General features: G+C 56.0%; 19 protein-coding genes. 7 read left to right on the top strand and 12 right to left on the bottom strand.

Features of this window, described 5'->3' with window-relative positions; genetic code table 11:
- Positions 1–47: 47 nt before the first annotated feature.
- A complete protein-coding gene (locus tag HSW_RS00740; protein ID WP_044000371.1) occupies positions 48–854 on the bottom strand; it encodes a hypothetical protein in 807 nt (268 codons plus the stop codon).
- A 155-nt stretch (positions 855–1,009) separates the two neighbouring features.
- Complete coding sequence (locus HSW_RS00745) at positions 1,010–1,537, bottom strand: hypothetical protein (protein ID WP_155832743.1); 528 nt, start codon at positions 1,535–1,537, stop codon at positions 1,010–1,012.
- Positions 1,538–1,678: 141 nt separating this feature from the next.
- Between HSW_RS00745 and HSW_RS00750 the strand changes: the two genes are divergently transcribed.
- Together HSW_RS00750 and HSW_RS00755 are read left to right on the top strand one after the other, a co-directional pair.
- Positions 1,679–2,719 (top strand): RtcB family protein, encoded by a 1,041-nt coding sequence (locus tag HSW_RS00750; protein ID WP_044000373.1) that lies wholly within the window; start codon positions 1,679–1,681, stop codon positions 2,717–2,719.
- A 349-nt stretch (positions 2,720–3,068) separates the two neighbouring features.
- On the top strand, positions 3,069–3,668 hold the full coding sequence (locus tag HSW_RS00755; RefSeq protein WP_044000374.1) for an SMI1/KNR4 family protein: 600 nt from the start codon (positions 3,069–3,071) through the stop codon (positions 3,666–3,668).
- Positions 3,669–3,736: 68 nt separating this feature from the next.
- On the opposite strand, the gene HSW_RS00760 is transcribed toward HSW_RS00755, so the two are convergent.
- Positions 3,737–3,994, bottom strand: a complete 258-nt coding sequence (locus tag HSW_RS00760) for a DUF7660 family protein (protein ID WP_044000375.1) — start codon at positions 3,992–3,994, stop codon at positions 3,737–3,739.
- A gap of 108 nt (positions 3,995–4,102) precedes the next feature.
- On the opposite strand from HSW_RS00760, the gene HSW_RS00765 reads away from it, so the two are divergent.
- On the top strand, positions 4,103–4,447 hold the full coding sequence (locus HSW_RS00765; RefSeq protein WP_044000376.1) for a hypothetical protein: 345 nt from the start codon (positions 4,103–4,105) through the stop codon (positions 4,445–4,447).
- A gap of 59 nt (positions 4,448–4,506) precedes the next feature.
- Here HSW_RS00765 and HSW_RS00770 read toward each other — a convergent pair whose 3' ends face one another.
- From HSW_RS00770 to HSW_RS00800, 6 genes are all read right to left on the bottom strand, one after another.
- Positions 4,507–5,199, bottom strand: coding sequence for a hypothetical protein (locus HSW_RS00770; RefSeq protein WP_197031863.1), 693 nt, complete (start codon positions 5,197–5,199; stop codon positions 4,507–4,509).
- Between the two features lie 1,903 nt (positions 5,200–7,102).
- Positions 7,103–7,789, bottom strand: coding sequence for a hypothetical protein (locus HSW_RS00780; RefSeq protein WP_044000379.1), 687 nt, complete (start codon positions 7,787–7,789; stop codon positions 7,103–7,105).
- 105 nt (positions 7,790–7,894) lie between these two features.
- Positions 7,895–8,098, bottom strand: a complete 204-nt coding sequence (locus HSW_RS23950) for a hypothetical protein (protein ID WP_155832746.1) — start codon at positions 8,096–8,098, stop codon at positions 7,895–7,897.
- Between the two features lie 241 nt (positions 8,099–8,339).
- A complete protein-coding gene (locus HSW_RS00790) occupies positions 8,340–8,669 on the bottom strand; it encodes a hypothetical protein (RefSeq protein WP_044000381.1) in 330 nt (109 codons plus the stop codon).
- A gap of 170 nt (positions 8,670–8,839) precedes the next feature.
- Positions 8,840–9,340, bottom strand: coding sequence for a hypothetical protein (locus HSW_RS00795; protein ID WP_044000382.1), 501 nt, complete (start codon positions 9,338–9,340; stop codon positions 8,840–8,842).
- Positions 9,341–9,436: 96 nt separating this feature from the next.
- A complete protein-coding gene (locus tag HSW_RS00800; protein ID WP_044000383.1) occupies positions 9,437–10,009 on the bottom strand; it encodes a hypothetical protein in 573 nt (190 codons plus the stop codon).
- Positions 10,010–10,142: 133 nt separating this feature from the next.
- On the opposite strand from HSW_RS00800, the gene HSW_RS00805 reads away from it, so the two are divergent.
- On the top strand, positions 10,143–10,583 hold the full coding sequence (locus HSW_RS00805; RefSeq protein ID WP_044000384.1) for a hypothetical protein: 441 nt from the start codon (positions 10,143–10,145) through the stop codon (positions 10,581–10,583).
- Positions 10,584–11,827: 1,244 nt separating this feature from the next.
- On the opposite strand, the gene HSW_RS00815 is transcribed toward HSW_RS00805, so the two are convergent.
- The 3 genes from HSW_RS00815 to HSW_RS00825 form a co-directional block, all read right to left on the bottom strand.
- Positions 11,828–12,142, bottom strand: coding sequence for a hypothetical protein (locus HSW_RS00815; RefSeq protein ID WP_044000386.1), 315 nt, complete (start codon positions 12,140–12,142; stop codon positions 11,828–11,830).
- Between the two features lie 228 nt (positions 12,143–12,370).
- Positions 12,371–12,730, bottom strand: a complete 360-nt coding sequence (locus HSW_RS00820; protein WP_155832747.1) for a hypothetical protein — start codon at positions 12,728–12,730, stop codon at positions 12,371–12,373.
- 222 nt (positions 12,731–12,952) lie between these two features.
- Complete coding sequence (locus tag HSW_RS00825; protein ID WP_155832748.1) at positions 12,953–13,228, bottom strand: hypothetical protein; 276 nt, start codon at positions 13,226–13,228, stop codon at positions 12,953–12,955.
- Positions 13,229–13,248: 20 nt separating this feature from the next.
- Here HSW_RS00825 and HSW_RS23955 point away from each other — a divergent pair, with 20 nt between their 5' ends.
- From HSW_RS23955 to HSW_RS23960, 3 genes are all read left to right on the top strand, one after another.
- A complete protein-coding gene (locus HSW_RS23955; RefSeq protein WP_155832749.1) occupies positions 13,249–13,608 on the top strand; it encodes a hypothetical protein in 360 nt (119 codons plus the stop codon).
- Between the two features lie 191 nt (positions 13,609–13,799).
- Positions 13,800–14,393: an SMI1/KNR4 family protein gene (locus tag HSW_RS00835; protein ID WP_044000390.1), complete on the top strand. Its 594-nt coding sequence runs from the start codon at positions 13,800–13,802 to the stop codon at positions 14,391–14,393.
- Between the two features lie 405 nt (positions 14,394–14,798).
- A complete protein-coding gene (locus tag HSW_RS23960) occupies positions 14,799–15,041 on the top strand; it encodes a hypothetical protein (protein ID WP_155832750.1) in 243 nt (80 codons plus the stop codon).
- The last annotated feature ends 544 nt before the right edge of the window (positions 15,042–15,585 follow it).

Raw genomic sequence — 15,585 nt, forward strand, 5'->3', positions numbered from 1 at the left:
TTTGATTGCCAACCGTTTGGCTGGACACGCTACCAGAGTACGATCGGCTACAGCGTAGTTTTAGTAAACCTTGCCACTAGCTCCCGGGCATTGTACAATCCCCCGATACAGCCTTGTAGACTCTCTACCTTCGGCAACTCTTTAAAAACCACTTTTACCCATTGGTTAAGGGACTGCTGCTCTGCGTGGGTGAAGCGCTTTTTGTTTTTTAGGTAGTATTCAATTGCGGTCAACCGACTCGCCGGGTTTACAGCATGCATTAGTAGTACAATATCGGCCGTAGATAGCTGGTCTTGGAGGAGAATAAAGGCGCGTCTGTTTGGAAGAACAACCGGTGCCTCTCCCCCTGAATACCCGTACTCCAGCCCGGATTCGGGTGACATGTAGTCCGCAATGGTCGCAGGCGTAGTAGCAAGCGGGTACGATGGGCGGTAAGAGCCCAGGGCTTTCTGAAGCGAGGCGGGGTTGTAGTGGTAGGGGCGCACTTGCCCCGGCGTGGGCTTAAATACAGCAGAAAACTGGTTGACATATAAGTCCTTCACTGCATTCTCCGTCGGGAGCCAAGGCGCAATCGTGTAGCTAACCAAGGTATCGTGGTAATAGTAGCACCTAGCTTTAATGGTCATATAGCCTCCAGAGGCAGCGAAGTCCTTAGACTTCCATCCAAAACCGAGGTGGTGGGTACCTTCCAATCCTTTTGCAAAGTATTGCTGGACAACGGCCGGCTTTTGGTTGACCAGCGCGTTAACTGCTCGAATCAGCTCTTGGTCCAGTTTTACCCACTCGGGATTGCGGGCAGTCACTTCTTGATTTACGCTCAGCAGAAGCGACAGGGCTAACAAGGCAGGTTTCATAAGCAGAGGCTATAGGCTAACAGGGATTGAATTTACCTATTTTTCCTCCTTCGGTTGAACAAAATGCGTTTAAGCCACGACCCTTAAAGTAGACTCAATGGGCAGGAAGCGGAACTCGAGTAATCGGGTCGCCGCAGGGGTTTGGCGAAGGGCCTCTAATATGCGGAAGGCACCCTCTGTTGGCGGCCCTGCGCTTCCACCACGATGTGGGTGCCGTCCGCGGAGTAGGTGGCGCAGACGGGCAAGCGGCTGCGGTAATGGCGGACCACGGCCTGGCGGTCCAGCGACATCTCCACTACTCGGTACCGCCGGGGTTGCAAGTAGCCGTCGGTGATGCTGACGAACACGAGTTTATTGCCATGCACGCTGGAGCAGCGCGCAAAGTCCGCAAAGCCAAACGCGCTACTGGGGGAATACACGAAGTGCGGCGCATTCCGGTCCGCCACGGCATGCGTGGCCACCTCGCCGGCCCCCGACACCCACACCCGGTACGGTCCCACGTAGGCTAGGCGCCCGGGAATTTGCTGTACCCCGGGGCGGGCCACCGTGTCATACCCCGGGAGGCCGTGGGCCGCCGCATTCACATTGATGAACGCGGGCCGCAAGGGCAACGGGCCAGCGGATTGGGCCACGGCATCCCAGCACCACGCCAGACACATCCAGACAAAAAGCAGTTGCTTCATCTCATAAAATAACGCTCCTTACTCTGAACTCTCAAATTCTGCTACCTTCGTGACGGCCTATGCTGAGGCCCCTCCTCGCGCGCACTTCTTGCGGCTGCTCCCCGGCGCGCGCCCTTTTATTTTCTGGTAAACCCAACCCCCGTGAAAACAGTCTATTTTACGGATCGTAGCGGCGTGGAGCAGAACGCGCTACAGTCCCTCCTCGCCTTCGAGGAACAAGAATCCATCGGCCGAATCGCCGTATTCCCCGACATTCACTATTGCTCCGAACGGTCCATTCCGGTCGGGGTGGCCTTTCAAACCACCGAGGTTTTTTACCCGCTGGTCACCGGCAAAGACATGGGCTGCGGCGTGGCCTACCTGCGCATTCCCCGCCAGGACGTGCTGCGCCCCTTCGACAAAGCCAAGCACTACCGTGCCTTTGAGCGGGAGGTCCACGGCATGACCGACGAAGGCTTGGGCGGCGGAAACCATTTTCTGTCGCTCGAGGCCTCGCAGGAGTACTTGTACCTCGTCGTGCACACCGGCAGCCGCAACCTAGGCGTCTACATGTACCAGCAGAATTGTGCCCTGTTGCAGGAGCACAACCCAGGTCGGGACTGGCTGCCGAGGGACGTAGCCACCCCCGACTACGTCCGCGAGTACAACCGCGTGCTGGCCTACGCGGCGAGCCGTCGCCGGGAGTTTGTGTACAAAACGTACGACTTTCTGCTCCGCAACCGGTACGTAGCGGCCGGTTCGCCGGCGTTGGCGGACAGCTGCCACAACCTGCTGGAGTTTACGGCCGACGGGGTGATCCACCGCAAGGGCAGCACGCAGCTGGTGGGCGATGCCGAGGTCGTGATCCCCTTGTCCATGAGCCGGGGGTCGCTCATCGTTAAGCCCAACCGCTGGGACCCCGCGGGGGCGGAGGCGCTGTGGAGCTGCGCGCACGGGGCCGGCCGCCGGTACAGCCGCACCGACACGCTCAAGCACTGGCACTCGCTCAAGAAAACGGACAAGGACGCCTACCGCCGCCAGTTTTCGGAACTGCTCAACCGCCACGGCGACTTCGACAGCAGCATCCTGCAGGAGTTCGACTTTGCCTACAAGGACTCCGCGATGTTGCTGGCCAGCCAGCCGTACCTCCTCCGCTGCGACGAGACCCAGCCCTTGGTGACCGTGAAATTTACCGGGGTGTAACCGCCGGTCTTGCCGCAAAGCCGTTTCCTGCTCCTGTGGGATTATATAACAAACGCCCCCGCTGCCGTCCGGCAACGGGGGCGTTTGTTATATAATCCAGGCGGCAAGGTAAAGGCCGGGTTTACCCGCCGGCTGCCCGACCGAACCCATTGGGAACGCCCTTCCCCCTGTGTTGCCGGGACCCTTGGTGAGTTTACGAAACTCATCCCCTCGGCGCATTTCGTAAACGTTGAATCGTAGACGAGTTTCTTAAACTCGACTATGGCCGCAAGGAGCCCTTGCAGCTACAGGAGGGGCTCCGGCTGCTGCTCGGCTTGGGGTTCAAGGAAAGGAGCGTTACTTTAAAACCATGAGCAACGATGGTCAAATACTCGTTCGAGATTATATAGACGCTGCCTTGGCATTTCGGGCCGCTCACGATTTGATGTGGGAGCCTGCTATTTTCGTGGATGCCGCCATGCTAGACCCTTCGCGACCGTTAAAAGAGGGCTGGGGAGGCGACTGGGCGTCCTGGAAGCCCATTGCCAGTACTGTCACCGAGGCAGATATCCACGAGTTGGAAGCTGCCATCGGCCACTCTTTCCCGGCGCTGTATGTCGAATTTCTACGTTACCGCCACTTCTTAGACTTGGATGACGTCACGGGCGTCTCGTTCATCCTGCACGACCCCAAAGAGTGGAAGGCCGGCTTACTGGACCATTACTTCTTTTTACAGGAACCGGGCACCCTCCGGCAGCAAGGCTATATTCAATTCGCGTACGACCTCGAATTGCAGCCGATTTGCTTTGATTTTAACCACTGTACCCCGGACGGACAGGATTGCGCCGTGGTTCGCGTCTTAGATATGTATCAAGACCCGGCACCTACGCAGCTGCTATATGGCTCTTTTTTAGACCTTATGCTGGCCTTGCGCGCCGCACAAGAGCAACGTGACGCACTCGCTGGTTAAGCCAGTCCATTAACAAAGTGAGTTCACGAAAATGGTAGTACCGTAAACGAGCTCCGCTAAATGAGTGATTATTCGTAGAACCGGGCTGCTCGCAGGATGTCAGCAAAGATTTGCCAAGGCACATTTTCTGGAACAGGTTGGCCAGTGTTCCTGTAGTACCCATTCATGTCAGCTGTCCAAGCTTGCATCGCTTCGAGATAATCGGACAGGTTGCCGTTTTCCCACCGACTACCGTGTCCGCGAAAGTCTTCCTGAAGCAATTCCAGAAAGTCCAAAAATGCCTGATGTGTTGTTATTGGCGGTAAGGTACTGACTTTGTCTGGCATGGAACTAGGCAAATATTAGAAGGAAAGGTAGAGGTCATTTGAGTCATTCACCTAAACGGTGGTGGCCTAAACGCAGCAATTCAGTTTAAGGAGCGGTAAACTTGATAAATGATTCACTTACAGATGGCCTTGACGGGTTTAGCACACATGACCCCCATTGGGCTGACGCTCCTTCTATCGGAAAATACCCCCATAGCTCTTGCTGGTTTGCTCTTTCTAGCTCCAGTAGTACTGGCTCTGTGTTCACCCCTCTATTGGATGACGAAGCCAAACTCATCCCAGAAGTCTAAAGTATTTGCCTTCGCGCTGGCCATGCTACCAATTTGGCTCAGCAGCGAATTTAGTAAAGAACTTGGGGGGTGGGTAAACGTGCTTTTCTACCTACCTATCGTCATGATAACTATTAATCTATCACGTAACGCACCAAGCGATAAAGAGGAAGGTAAAAACTAGTACGTAAGCTGTCTATCTAAACAGGGTCTTGAAGACTTCTGAAGGAAGTCTGGCCCTTCTTACATGAAGGGCCAGGCTTCCAACGTGGGGTGGGTCTGCAGCTGCTGCGCTGTGGCCAGCGAACAACCCAGCGCCAGCTCTTGGTCCTCCCCCTGATAGAGGCACCACGCCCGGTCCGCGGCAAACGTGTACGTGGGCCAGCGGCGCTCTTGCTGGTACAAATCGACCACGTTCCCAGCTTGCCCCTGCTCCAGCCAGTCGGTGGGCATGTCCTGTGCGTCCCAGCGGTAATTGCCCTCGCCCACCGAGCCAAAAAAGTACGTGTCCGTTTGGGGGCCGAGCACGGCGATCAGTTGCTGCGCGAATGCCACTTCCAAGGCCAAGCTGCTGCCCAGGTGCGGGGGCCAGCCGCCGTCGGCGCGGGAGATGGCTTCGTTACCAAACGCGGGGGTATAGGCCACGCCCAGTTCCGCCGCCACTTGACGGTAGGTGATGGGGGTTAACCGGTCCGGGGCAGGCTGGCCCCCAACGATGCCGTATGTGGTCCAAAACGTAGCACGGGCGTTGAGCTGCTCCACCGTGCGGGCCTTGAACGAATAGGTTGCTACCGGAACGGAGCGATCAATGCCCAGCGGAGGCAACAGCTTTAAGTACGCCGCAAAGCCCAAGGGCAGTCCCGAAACGGCGGGCACGTCGCTGGCCAATGGCAACCAGTCGAGCGGAGAAAGGTCGGAGACAGTGCATCTACTCATAAGCTGGAACAACGACAAAAAGCAAGTACAACGGCCCGTGAAAGTAGGTAGCGTTGTTCAGGAAAACGGTCGTGGCTGTTGCAGAAGTCAAGGGGGTAGTATAATAACCGTATATGCAAACGCTAGGGGGCCTATAAAAGCCCCTTCGGGAGTCTTTGAAGTTTGGTTCAGCTCGCTGAATCCTCACTCGGCAGACCTGCAGCAAGACTTCTGCAACAGCCACGGTGGTTCAAACAAGGTAGGAGCTTTATATGCTAACCCCGCCACGGCTGTGCTGCTGGTCGGCCTGACGCACGCGCTGCTGGGCCACTTGGCGCTGCGCTTCCTGCTCCAGTCACAAGGCAAGTTTTTTTTGCCTAAAACACCTCACTATCATTGGCTTGTGTGGAACAAAGCACCTAAAAAGCTTTAGTTTTCAACTCGAAGAGTGGGCCAAATAGTAAGCTGGCGTTGGTATCAGTTGTAGTCTTTCGCCGGCAGGTTTTCAACTGCGTGAAAAAGGGTAGCTAAGGAGCTTCCTGGCAGTAAGACTTTAGTGGCACCACCTTGAGTCAAACTCAGGGCTACGATAGCTGTCGAGTCGGCATTAAGTGCACCACTTGTCGTAAGCACTTGCTTCTGGTAAGGAGCTATCGGATATGTAATTAGGCCATGCATACGGTCCAGGCGTGCCACCCGTCCAGTAGGCGTATAAGTAGTGAAGGTATTGGCCTCCCCATTCCTCCAGATGCTTAAGCTATCGAGGCGACCCGCGTGTACTTCGGGCGTGTCGTCAAGAAAGGGATTTACCTCGCTTTGGCGTGTATCTACCTGATACCACTTGCCCTGGTGTCTAGTGAACCGCCGTAGGGGATGACGCAGGAAGCCCCGGCCTTGATAGGCTGCGGAGTCTATGCGCCACGTTTGTTGCAGTTGAGAATCATGCGCGCTTGTCAGCTGCACAGAATCCAAGGGATAGCGCACGGTCACGACCAGCGTATCGGGTGTGTTATTAGCTACCACCCATTCGAGTAAATCGACGTGCGTTCGCTGAGGCGGCGTGCAACTACTCAGCGCCAGCAATCCGAGTGTTGGAACAACCCTGTGCCAGAAAAACCGAACAGATAGGTGGCAAATCATTAACAAGGTGCGTGTAGAGAGTATCTACCTAATGTAGCAGTGCCGTATAGTTAATGCACTAAGGGCGAAAATGTCACCTTGGCTTTTGCACAAACTACAAATGACCCTGCAAAAGCGATGGCCGCGCTTATAACATTTTCTGAAGGGTAGAAATGGGAAAGGGGTACTGGGCAGAATGGCAAAGCCGTTTCCGCTACGGCAGCGCTTGGTAGCCCACCTTGCCCCCGCGGTACCCAAAGACCAAGCGCTGGGCTTGTCCAAAGCACGCAGCGCTTTGCGACGTCCGGGCGCCGCCGTACGCCATCGGTTCCTCCCCGCTCGGCGTCTCCCGCAGCACGCGATAGGTGCCGGCCAGGGTCAGCACTGCCCCGGGCCCCTCGGGGGCCGCGTCCGCGGCAAAGCGGTACACGGCCCGGGTCACCGCACCGCCCTTGGGGAACTCGTATGTGCGCGGGGCCGTGGCGAAGCGGACGTCGGAGAGAGAGCGTGTCCACGGCGTACCCCTGTTTTCGGGCAACCGCCGCCAGCCGGGCAAGGGCCGCGGCCGGGGTCTCCCGGGTATGCAGCCGGACCGCCCCGGCTCCTGGGAAAGGCCGCGGCTGCTCTAGCCCCATCGGGGCGGCAACGGCGAGGGTGCTGAGGGAAAGCAACGAGCGGGCAGCGAAGGCGTTCATCCCGCCAACTTACCACGGAATGGCCAGTCCTGCGCGTGCGGCAGGGATGGAATGGGGCGGCACCTAGCTGCGCAGCTGGTTGCGCACCGGCCGTTCAGTTTAAGGAGGGATTAAGGATTGATTTTATAAGCAACGAGTTCCCAGGTGCCAATTCGGGTGTAGACCTTACGGGTGTAGCCCACGCCGCGGGCGAGGTGAAAGCGCCGCAGGAAATTGATGCCGCTGGTGGTAGAATCGATAAATGCCGTCCCGAAGTGCAGGCTGTGTGGAAACCGCCCAGCGGGCACTGTTACAGGCACGGTGTCCAGTAAGGTGGGCCCCAAGCGGGAAAGCATCGTGCCCGGCGGCGGCAGTGGATAAACCAGAATGAGCCCGGTCGAGTAGATATTGCCTGCCTCGTTGCTCTGCTGGACGCCCCATTCGTTGCCGCTGCCTTGGCAGAAGAGGCTTTCTCCTCCCGCAAAATTTTGCAGCGAGCTATACCCGCGAAAAAACGTGCGGTTGGAGTGCGTGAAGTGGGCTTCGTATAAGGTCACGCAGGTAGGCAGCCCATACGTCGCTTGGCCGGGCTTGAACACGCGGGTTTGAGTTCCGCCCCGGACGGTATCAAAAACGGCCGGTACACTACCCCGCTGCTTATACACCCAATAGCTGCCAGGAGGAAACGACCAGTAATCCAAAAACTCCTGCGGGGCCTTCTCTACCTGGTCGCAGTCGTGTACCACGTCCTGTTTTTTGCAAGCGCCTAACCAAGCGGATAGCGTCAAAAAGCAGACAACCAGGATGTGCTTTTTCATACAGGAAGAGCAAACATGAGGATAAAAGAGGCCGGCATTCCCGCCCGCACGGTACAAGAAAAGGGTGGGGCCGTAAACCCGCTCCGTTCAAATAAAGGAGCATAATTATTCAGTGATTCCTAGTCCATCGAACATAAAAAACTGCATCACCAGGGCCAGCGCTAGCCAGCAGGCGTACTGCACCAACATCAGTACGTCGGCCACAACGCCAACGCGGGTGGTGCGGTCCAGGCGCCGCGTGTGCCACACGTACGAGCCAACGATGCTCAGCAACACCCACACCCAGCTTAACCGGCAGATGATTATCAATATGGAGTAATAAACTCTATATGAGTAAAGCACCGGCAGTCCCGGCAGCCCGGCCAAGTATTCCGTGTAGAGTTCAAAGTCACTGGCCAAAAACAGGGCCAGCAACCCACAGAAGGTGACAAACCCGATTAGCAGCGACCGAAGTACCGGCATGTCCTAGCATCCACTGGTATGAAATGACAATATTTTTTGAACGCGTTATTCCCTAGTGGCCCTCGGCTCAGCAAGCGCCAAGCCCAGCTTAGTCCATGAACGGACGTTTATTCGGATCGAATGGCTCCGGCATAAAAAACCATATGCGCAGCGCCAGCAGCAGCAGCAAGGCATAGAGCAACCACATCAGGATTTCGGACACGGTGCCTGCCACCGTCTTGCGGTCCAAGTGCCGCGTGTGCCACACATACGAGCCGCCAATGCTGAGTGCCACCCATGCCAAAGCTATCTGGTACTTTACCCGAGTGCCCTCAATAGTCAGTCCCAAGCCGCTCCAATACAGCCACACCGTTATCCCGATGGCCACGACCCCGATAAGTAATGACCGGATAAGCTGTCCGAACAAAAAAGAACGCATGCAAATTGGTATAGTCGGTTTGAGCAATCCTTTTGAACAACAAATCCCCTCCTTGACCGATAGCTCCGAACCGCCACTGGTAGTTTACAAAAATGGTGGCAAGGTAAACGCGGCAATTCAGTTTAAGGAGCGATTGTGCTGGCCTATGCAGAGGTGGCCAGCCGAGTGCATCAAGGATAGTGTCCTGACCTAGGCACCGTATCTCCGGGCACATGCACCCCTCGGTAAAACAGCGTTCCGGCAACGCGGGCGAATTCCGGGTTCGGCAAAAAGCGTACTTCCCTCCGCCGCCCCAAGGAGAAGAAATAACGTTGGCCCGGATAGGGCACCCAGGGGTCAGTGTAGATAAAATGGCGGTCTTGCCAGTAGTTGGACGTGCCCGGTACCCGCCGAAACGTAGCGATGTCAACCCCCTTCTTCAAGCTGACCGGGCTGAGCCAGTCGAAGTACACGAACTCCTCGTAATTGTAGGGCGGGTCCTGGCTGATGTCTTCATGCACCTCCCGGTACGGCAGACGGATGAAGACCCTGCCCGTCGGGTCGCGGAAGAGCGTACTATCCTCCAAGCCGATGGGCGTTAACGAGTGTTCGAAACTTGTGTATTCTGATTCGCAAGCCCCACAGAGCAGGGCAGTGCTACCTGCAAGAAGGAGGAAAACGCAGACTTTCATACCATACAAGAAATGATGCACCCCAACTTCTACGCCCCCTTGGCCATTCTATTTTAACGGTGGTGGCCTAAACGCGGTAATTCAGTTTAAGGAGCGTTATTTTTCCAGTTGTTCCACAGGTTGCCGAACACTCACTATTCGCAACCCCTGCGTTGGGCTTACGGCTACTTCTGCCTCTACAAAAATGTCAGAATCCGGAATACCCAAGCGCGTAGAAAAGAGGAATTGCCCCTGCCGGTGCGCTAAGAAAGTGGTGCGCGAAAGCGCCCATTCCTGCACCGCACCTAACTGTTTGGCAACGGGGTGGCCCACAAATAGCCCCTTCGTCAGCCGCTGGTGCAGCCACGGCTTATTGCCCCGGAACACGAACAGCTCGCTCTGGTAATTGTGGGAGACATCCTGCGCGGGGCCGCTGTCCTCCACGATGGGGTTGACCACGGCGCTATCGTTCAAACACGTGGTCACCACCTGCACCCGGTACCGCTCCGGTCCGGGCAACGAGGTGTTGCGCCGGTCCACCGCAGAATCCACGGGCCAATAGGTGCGACGTGACGCAGGCGTAGCCGCCGGGCGCTGAACGGTACCCAACTGCTCCGATGGGGCCTGGTCCTGGGAGGTGCAGCCCGAAGCGGTTATCAATGCCAACAGGCCGATGACAAGTAGTTTCATGCAGCAAGAAAGCCACTGCTGGCAAGTGTTCAGGCAAACGGTATTGTCCTGAACCCGGCAATTGAGTTTAAGAAGCATTACTTTACAGTGGCTTCGCTCCAGTGGATTTCATCGTTTCGTTCGTGAATGTTCTATGCTTTTTCTGCTCCTAAACTGTGAGTTGCCTATAACAAGGATACAAACCTTGCTCGGGCGCCTGTTTGCCATCGACGCAGGGAAGGTGATGGATGTTTTGTCGGTCTCATCCACTGAGCTATACTACGATCTTCACTTACTTGCCCAATCGAAAACGCCTCGCAGTGCTGCTCTCGCCTCCAGCTTTTTCGTGGAGTTGGGCGTCTATCCGCATGGGCAACTGGAAGCTATTTACGACAGCCAGGAGGCATTCGCCCGCGCGTTCTCTCGGGAAAGCCAGTTGCCCGTTCTCGTGAGTGGCGATAATATGCCAGACCCCTACACCTGGTTGCTGTTCGAAGCAGAATTGGTCTATGAGGTGAAAGAATGGCCGGAAGACGAAGAGACTCAGGCCATCACCGTGTTCCCCGCGAACAAAAAGCTGTTACCTCCCGGTTGAAATGGGCCATTGTATTTGGGCTGTCTTTGGCCAAAACGTGTTTAGCGAAAGGGTGGGTCGGTGAACACGGGCCGTTCAAAAATAGGAGGCGGTAAGGTACTTGTTTGGGCGGCGCATTAGGGGGATGCTGGCGCAAGGGGGGCTTGGCCGCGGTAGGTAAGCCATATGTCTTGATTGCCACGCATGGTCCAATAAGTCAAGCCTCGCAGGCGCAACTGCTGGTCGACCTCCACGCCGACTAGGTGCGGCAGGTGCGTCGACGAGGCCGGGGTTGCTACTCGATAGCGATAAAGCGTGTCAGCACTGCTGGGGTCTATTGTCCAGGCAATCAATGCTGACTTTAGGTGGAAGTGGCAGGTTTGGTAGGGCACCCTTCGGACGGTGCCAAGCGTGTCGCTCAGGTCCAGCAAGGGACTCTCCACTGCCTCACACGGGATGCGGCCGTTCGTCGTAAGGGAGACGAGTTGGGGCACGTACCGGAGTTGGCGCCCGGCGCGGCGCACCAGCATGTCAAGGATGATCCGTTTAGCGTCCTGAGGGGTATAGGTTGGGCTTTTGCGCCGGCCCCGGACGATGCGCACCCGCTCATAAGACGTCGCCAGTTCCGGCTCAGACGGAGTGGACAAGAGTACCGAGAAATACGGATTACCGCCCGCGCCCGTCCGTTGGAACACGAAGCGGCGGACGAGTTCGGGCGGCCCTTGTGGGTCGGGAGACACTGGCCGGGTCGGCCCAGCCAACAACACGCAACACAAGGCGAAGGATTTCGAAAGCATCAGGCAGGAGCAGAAGTGATCCGTAATAATAATCACTGAGCGGGCTGGGAGGAGCTACCTAACGGCTTGTCCGCGCAAACGGTGGTGGCCTAAACGCGGCAATTCAGTTTAAGGAGGGTTACTTTCGAGTATGGGCGCTAAACATGTATGCTTCGATTGCCACAAAGCAGTTAATGTGCCTTATGGCGCCACTGGTCCAGTACGATGCACGGACTGTGGGGCTGAATTAGTAGTATTGCCCCACCGCTTTCGTCCGCCTAAAAAACGCGAAGAGGACAAATGGGCAGCCGCTCGTTACTTGGTAGAGCACGGCTATTGTTACGAACACCTCGCCCCGGGTCATTTTCCGGAATGGGCCACCACCAAGTTTGGAAACTATGTGCAGTACCCAGAAAATTTAAGAGAAGCGAAGGAGTTTGTGGAGAAATATGGGGCGCTCGCACCCAGAATGAGGTGAAGTGCTTGCGTTCATTTTAACGGTTCCAAAAGTAAGAGTGTGTTCCACAGCGCATTCATTACTTGGCTGTTCATTACCCAAATGCAATCCGTCTCATTTATTTCAACGAATTCAAATGGTGCCCTTTTACCAAGCCGTAAGGCATTTTTCCGTAAAATAGTCAACAAGTCTGCGATGGCGATTGCTCCTGCCGCGCCAGCAGGGGTTGCATAATAGACGTGCTCCTGCCCGATGACCGTATAGACGCCGTCCGCTCGTTGGATGCCGACCAAGGCGTCTCGATTGGTCTGGTTCAGGTGCTGAACGAGCGGTGATTGTTCGTCCACGTAACAGGTGCCGGAAAGCTGGTCCAGCCCGTTCCGCCTAATTCTCGCTTTTAGATTACCTCGTTTCACTGGTCTTCTGATTGAGCCGAACGGGCCAAATAGTTCACTGCGGAAAGTCGAAGAAGAAGGGCCACTCGGGGGCAAAACAAGGTGCAGTTTTCTTGGTGCCCCCGTTCAAGATAACGGTCCTAAGGCAAACGCGCTTCGTTTAGTTTTAGGAGTGTTAAATTAAGCACTGTTGCCTTGGCTATTTTCTGTCTTGGCAAATCGTTTTCTTATGGGTAATCCTATCAGCCATAGCAGCATTGGCGGCATGGCCGGCAGCAAAAGGACCCAGCAGAAATCAGCCGCATTATGGCGGATGATGTCCCCTACCGCGGTCGTTTTTATTTGTCCGGTGAAGACAAAAATCATGTCAACGACCGCCTCAAACCCATTTCCCTTTATCAAAGAAAATGGAAAGGAACGGTCGGATGATTCTCCGATGGAGGAACAAAGAAGGGTAAGCACCAACCCCAGCAACCAGATTCTCGTCAGCCAGCGGGGCCATGCACGCAACATTCCGGTTGCGAGGTGAAGTGCGCCCACGGGCACCAGTAGTATAATAAGTATAAGTAGTAACCAGCCAGGGGCGTACATACAGACGATGCTGAAAGGGGAGGCTTCTCTAGCGGACAGTCAAAAGAAGGAAACCGAGCACTTAAGCTACTGGAGAAAACGGCAGTAGCACCGGAATCACTCGCTCGGGGTACAGCGAAACGGTGGCAAAGTAAACGCGCTCCGTCCAGTTGAAAGAGCATTTATACCTATCTATCGGCCCTTCTCCTTATTCTGCCAGTAGCGGGCAATCAGGTCGTGGTAACGTCCCGCGAAGTCGTCTTGGTCGTTACGGATGAATTCCTCGGTCACGCGCCTAATGCCGGGGTACAAGGGGTCAAAGTCTTGTGCGTTTAGCCGGGCATCAAACCAGGGCCGAAGCGGGCTCATGTCCATCAGGGCCACCATGGCCCAGTACCGCACCGGTGCTTCCGCGTCTTCCAGCAATCCCGCCAGCAGGGCCAGTACCGGGCCGGCTTGGGTGTACACGTTCGTGTTCTTGCCAGAGCGTGCACGTACGCCACCCGGTGGTCCGTGTTCGGGGCGTGGGCAATGGCTTCGCAGAGCGCTGGCACCGCAGCCGGGCCGGTCATACTCAGGGCCCACCGGGCGCGGTCGGCCACGGTGAAGTCGTGGTCGACGAGCTGGCGCAGCAACACGGGCACCAGGCGTGCGGCATCGGCGAGCAGCAGGGCAGGGAACTGTTTAACCAGCGCATCGAGGCAGAAAAACGCGATGGTGTTGTCGGTCGTGCCCGCCAGCGTCTCCACGACCACGGCGTACGCGGCGGGATTACCAGCCGCCTGCGCCAAGGTGGCAAATGCTTGCGACCGCGCTTCGCCGTCCGCATGGGCCACTTGGTAGAGTAAATCAGCAGCAATCATCGGTTAAACGAATATAAGAGCGGCACACGCGAACAGGCTGATACGCTTGCTTACAAGATGCGCTAGTTCAGCAAAACGGTGCTGCTGCAAACGCGCCCCTTCTAGTGAGAGGAGCAAAGAAGCAAACGCGAAAACAAAACGAACTTAGCTTCTCATCCCGCAAAACAAGAAAGCACATGAGCCCCAGCGACCTCCGCACCATGCAGCAGTTTGTCGACTACGCCCTGGAATCATGGCACCAAGGCGGACTAATGCGTTGGGCTGATTCAGACATGCCGGTAGAAATGCGCGACGAAACACGGCCGATTGTGGATGACTCAATTCCCTGGAAACCAATACCCAGCACCGTGTCCGCAGGTGACCTGGAGGCGTTGGAGGAACGCATTGAATTGCAGTACCCCGCCTTGTATAAGGAATTTCTGCGCTACCAGCACTTCTACGAATTCTGGCCGGAGCAACAAATCAACTTCTTTCCCCACGTCATTGCGCAGTGGAAAGACCGGTTACTTGCCGGTTACTTCCAGTCGTGGGAACCCGCCAAGCTCATTGGGCAGAGATATATCTACTTTGCGGATTACTCGGATTGGGGCATCCTGTGCTTTGACACCAACAACCAGCGGCCGGAAGACAACGACTGTCCAATCGTGTTGATTGACCACGAGTTGCTCTATGACGAGCCGCTGCCAATGACTATTCTCTATGCTTCTTTCGCGGACCTGATGCGTAGTTTGCGCGCCGTACAAGAAAATCCTCGCCAACTGGAAGAATAGTAGTGGTACATGGCGGCTACCAGCAGTAGTAGCTCACGGGCTTCGCTGTCGTAGTTCAGCAAAAGGGTGAGTTCCTTAGCGTGCTATAGTTTCCGTTTTCTGAGAGCACCCCTAGATGAACTGTCGCATTATGCATCCATCTTAAGATAGGCTAGTGCTTCACTATGGAGTAGGGTATGCGTTGAGAGTACTATTACCTCAGAAAATTTTAACACCAAAAAAGGGGCCGATGATTACCGAGGAATTGCCCCCGACTAACATGAGGTGGGCTAGCTAAAACGGACAGCGCGAAGTCTTAACTTCGGTTGCCCATGACTGATAAATCAAATCCTGACGGCTGGGCCGCCACCCGGAAGAACTACCCGCCGGCTTTTAAGGCCGGGTGTGTGCACCAAGTAGCGGCTAGTGCCGCCAGGCTCCGTTTTCGCCTTCCTGGCAGAAGCCGAGCGTACGGCCATCCTAGCTGAGATGCTCTACCAGGAGCAGCAACGGGACGGCAACGAGATTGTCCAACCCCTGCGCATTTCCACCGTCACGCGCTACACCTGCCCGCGCCTACGGGGCGTGGTCATCCACAGGCATCGGAAAGCCTCAGCAGGCAAGCCGACTGCTCAAGTCATGTCCCACCCCGTCAGTCAACTCCCGTAACGGGCTACGTATTCTATTTGCTGAGAGGACCGAAGCCCGGGCCCACCACCTGCGCCTGGGCTTTGCCGCCATGAACCCCGACGAATTAACCCAAAGCGTGGCGGTGCTCCAGCAGGCGCTCCGCCAGCCAAGCCGATCCGCATAAACGGCTCTAGTCCATAAAAGTGGTCCCAAAGTCGCATTCGATTGGCAACGGCGGCCGACGCTCACCTTGGCAAGCTCGTTGTAACGAAGCTTTTGTACTGTTCGGTACCAGACTTTTTTCGGCTCGGGGTCTTTGAATTCTTTTTCCCCTACCTCCATCATAGTGTTCAGCGCCAGAATCAGCAAGTTTGCTTGTTTCACAGCCTGTTCAAGTTCGGTACTGCGCTGCTCCAAGACCTGCCTGTTCTGCTTTTGCGTGGTCGTCATGGCAGGTAAGCATACCCGTTTGGATTTTGCGCTGGTACAGACTCACCCAGTCCCGCAGTGTGTAGCTGATGGGAATAGCCAAATCGGCCATAACTTGGCTAGGCTCCTCGCCGCCAAAGAAGCATACGAAACA

The organism is Hymenobacter swuensis DY53 (assembly GCF_000576555.1).
GTDB classification, from domain to species: domain Bacteria; phylum Bacteroidota; class Bacteroidia; order Cytophagales; family Hymenobacteraceae; genus Hymenobacter; species Hymenobacter swuensis.